This is a genomic window from Saccharomonospora azurea NA-128, from assembly GCF_000231055.2.
GTDB classification, from domain to species: domain Bacteria; phylum Actinomycetota; class Actinomycetes; order Mycobacteriales; family Pseudonocardiaceae; genus Saccharomonospora; species Saccharomonospora azurea.
On sequence record NZ_CM001466.1, the window covers coordinates 1,186,748 to 1,189,458 of the forward strand.

Below are 2,711 nucleotides of genomic sequence, written 5' to 3' on the forward strand. Positions count from 1 at the left end.
CGTGGCGCCGCGAGGCCTCGCCCGAACCGGCTCCGCCGGCGCCCCGGCCCGCCACCGCGGTGGCGTCGAACGCCCCCGCGCCAGAGCCGTCGTCGAACGGCGGTTCGCGGAAGAACCTCGTGTTCGGTGCTGTCGCCGCGGTCGTGCTCGTCGTCGCGGCCGGACTCGTGATCGTCCTCACCAGCGAAGGCGGCGACGACGAGGACGCGCGGGCGGGCGAGAACACCTCGGTGACCCGCCCCACGCAGAGCAGCCCGAGCGCACCGCCTCCGCCGAGCTCCGAGGCTGACATCACGCAGTACGGGAAGGCGGGCGACCTCCTCGTCGACTACTACTACGACAACGGGCAGGGGCCGGAAGCCCACTGGAACATGCTGACCCCGCACGCCCAGCAGAAGTACTTCGGCAGCCAGGAAGAGTACGCCGCGTACTGGGCCAATCACACGGTCAAGAACGTCCGCCGAGCGACCGCGGTCGAAGGCAACGAGAAGAACCCGGACGGTTCGCTCAACATGGTCGTCAACGTGGACTTCGGCAGCGGCCTGCAGCCGATCTACATGCGCGTACTCGTGCAGGACGGCACGATGAAGCTCGACGGCGATCCGCGCCCGGAATCGAACCAACAGCTCTGACCCTTGCCCTGTGACAGCGGGCGGGGTTGTCCTACCGTGGAAACCATGGCCGAGAACCCGGGATCCGAGCGGCATCCCCGCTTCGACGACGACCTCGTCGGGCTCGACCCGGACGACCCGGAGGCGCAGGCGTTCGCCGAGCATCTGGACCGCATGCAGCGGTGCGATCCGACGTTCACCATCGAGGGCTCGCTGCGCGGTGTCGCCGACTTCGCCGAGGGCAGCAACCGCGCGGGCGGCCTGCGCTGGTGGGTCGCCGCGCTCGTCGTGTGCCTGATTCTGATCGGCGTGCTCTTCAGCGCATGGGACATCGTCGTCGATCTCCTCGCCTGGCTCGGGGGGTAGCCTGGGAGACATGGAGCCCGGCACCCAATCGACACCGAAGGTCGTCAAGACCGAGCAGGAATGGCGCGCACAGCTCAGCCCGGAGGAGTACGCGGTTCTGAGGCAGGCCGCCACCGAACGCCCGTTCACCGGTGAGTACAACGACACCAAGACGACGGGCGTGTACGAATGCCGGGCGTGCGGGGCCGAGTTGTTCCGCAGCGACACCAAGTTCGAGAGCCACTGCGGTTGGCCCTCGTTCTACGACCCGGCCGACTCCGACGCCGTGATTCTCCGCGAGGACCGCTCGCTCGGGATGGTGCGCACGGAGGTGCTGTGCGCGGCCTGCCACAGCCACCTCGGGCACGTCTTCGAGGGCGAGGGCTACGGCACGCCGACCGACCAGCGGTACTGCATCAACTCGATCGCCCTGCGGCTGGTCAGCACCGAAGACTGACGACGCGGCCCGCGCCCGACCGTCTCGGATCGGGCGCGGCGCGGACGTCAGGGCAGGTTGAGCACCAGCTCGCTCGGCTCGACCCGCGTCCCCGTGTAGAACGGCGTCTCGACGCGCACGTGCCTGCGTGCCTCGGTTGCCCGCAGGTGCCGCATCAGGTCGAGGATGCGGTGCAGCTCGTCGGCCTCGAAGGCGAGGATCCACTCGTAGTCGCCGAGAGCGAAGGACGCCACCGTGTTCGCCCGCACGTCCGGGTAGTCGCGAGCCTCCTTGCCGTGGTCGGCGAGCATCTTGCGCCGTTCCTCGTCCGGCAGCAGGTACCACTCGTAGGAGCGCACGAACGGGTACACGCACACGTACTTGCGCGCTTCCTCTCCCGCGAGGAAAGCGGGGATGTGGCTCTTGTTGAACTCCGCGGGGCGGTGCAGGGCGAACTGGCTCCACACCGGCGTCGACGCGCGGCCCAGCGGTGTGCGGCGGAAGCCGGTGTAGGCGGCCTGCACCTGCTCGGCCTCCTCGGCGTGCCACCAGATCATGTAGTCGGCGTCGGCCCGCAGGCCCGAGACGTCGTAGACGCCGCGCACGACCACGCCCTTGCCCTCGAGAGCGTCGAGGTAGTCGGTGGTCTCCGAAGCCGCCTGCCCCCGGTCGTCGCCGAGCTTGCCCGGCTCGACCCGGAATACGGACCAGGCCGTGTAGCGGATGGTGTTGTTCAGTTCGTCGTAGTTCAACCGCGCCATGGCTCTATCGTCCCACCACTCGACGTGCCGCGGCTGTTCCGGTGGCCACACATGCGGGCACGCCCACACCGCGCAGCGCCGCACCCGCGACCGCCAGCCCGTCGAGCTCGGCCACGGCCTTCTCGATACGCGCGACGCGGTCGAGGTGGCCCACGCCGTACTGCGGCAGTCCACCGCCCCAGCGCTGCACGTAGCTGTCCACGGGGTCGGCCGTGACCCCCGTCAGCTCCGCCAGGTCGGAACGCACGCGCGCGAGCAGTTCGTCGTCGCTGACCTGCAGCGTGCCGGTGTCGCCGAACCGGCCGACGGAACCCCGGACGAACACGGGCTGTCCCGGCTCACCGTGGTGCGCCCACTTCCTGGCCGAGAACGTGAACGCCTTCGCCGTGAACGGCCTGCCGTCGGACCGACGCTCACGCTCACCGATGAGCACGCCGGACGACGGCGGCAGCTCGGTGCCGGGCGGCAACGCGAGCGCGACCACCGCCATCGAGGCGAGTTCCATCTCGGCGTACGCGGCGGCGGCGTCGGGAGCGACGGTGGCCAGCAACCGGCTCG

General features: G+C 69.9%; 4 protein-coding genes and 1 pseudogene. 3 read left to right on the forward strand and 2 right to left on the reverse strand.

Features of this window, described 5'->3' with window-relative positions; genetic code table 11:
- The 3 genes and pseudogenes from SACAZDRAFT_RS23170 to msrB form a co-directional block, all read left to right on the forward strand.
- A pseudogene (locus tag SACAZDRAFT_RS23170) lies at nt 1-632 on the forward strand (serine/threonine protein kinase); the annotation flags it as partial.
- Between the two features lie 45 nt (nt 633-677).
- Nucleotides 678-977 (forward strand): hypothetical protein, encoded by a 300-nt coding sequence (locus SACAZDRAFT_RS05300; protein WP_005439376.1) that lies wholly within the window; start codon nt 678-680, stop codon nt 975-977.
- Nucleotides 978-987: 10 nt separating this feature from the next.
- On the forward strand, nt 988-1,413 hold the full coding sequence (gene msrB / locus SACAZDRAFT_RS05305; protein WP_005439377.1) for a peptide-methionine (R)-S-oxide reductase MsrB: 426 nt from the start codon (nt 988-990) through the stop codon (nt 1,411-1,413).
- 47 nt (nt 1,414-1,460) lie between these two features.
- Here the strand turns inward: msrB and hemQ are convergent, their stop codons facing one another.
- Complete coding sequence (gene hemQ / locus SACAZDRAFT_RS05310; protein WP_005439378.1) at nt 1,461-2,153, reverse strand: hydrogen peroxide-dependent heme synthase; 693 nt, start codon at nt 2,151-2,153, stop codon at nt 1,461-1,463.
- Nucleotides 2,154-2,157: 4 nt separating this feature from the next.
- On the reverse strand, nt 2,158-2,711 hold a 554-nt coding region (locus tag SACAZDRAFT_RS23705; protein WP_005439379.1), incomplete at its 5' end, for an FAD-dependent oxidoreductase.

What these genes read in the sequence shown, in the direction of transcription:
- SACAZDRAFT_RS05300 (WP_005439376.1), top strand. Translation starts at nt 678, where the DNA reads ATGGCCGAGAACCCGGGATCCGAGCGGCATCCCCGCTTCGACGACGAC.
- msrB (WP_005439377.1), top strand. Translation starts at nt 988, where the DNA reads ATGGAGCCCGGCACCCAATCGACACCGAAGGTCGTCAAGACCGAGCAG.
- hemQ (WP_005439378.1), bottom strand. Translation starts at nt 2,153, where the DNA reads ATGGCGCGGTTGAACTACGACGAACTGAACAACACCATCCGCTACACG.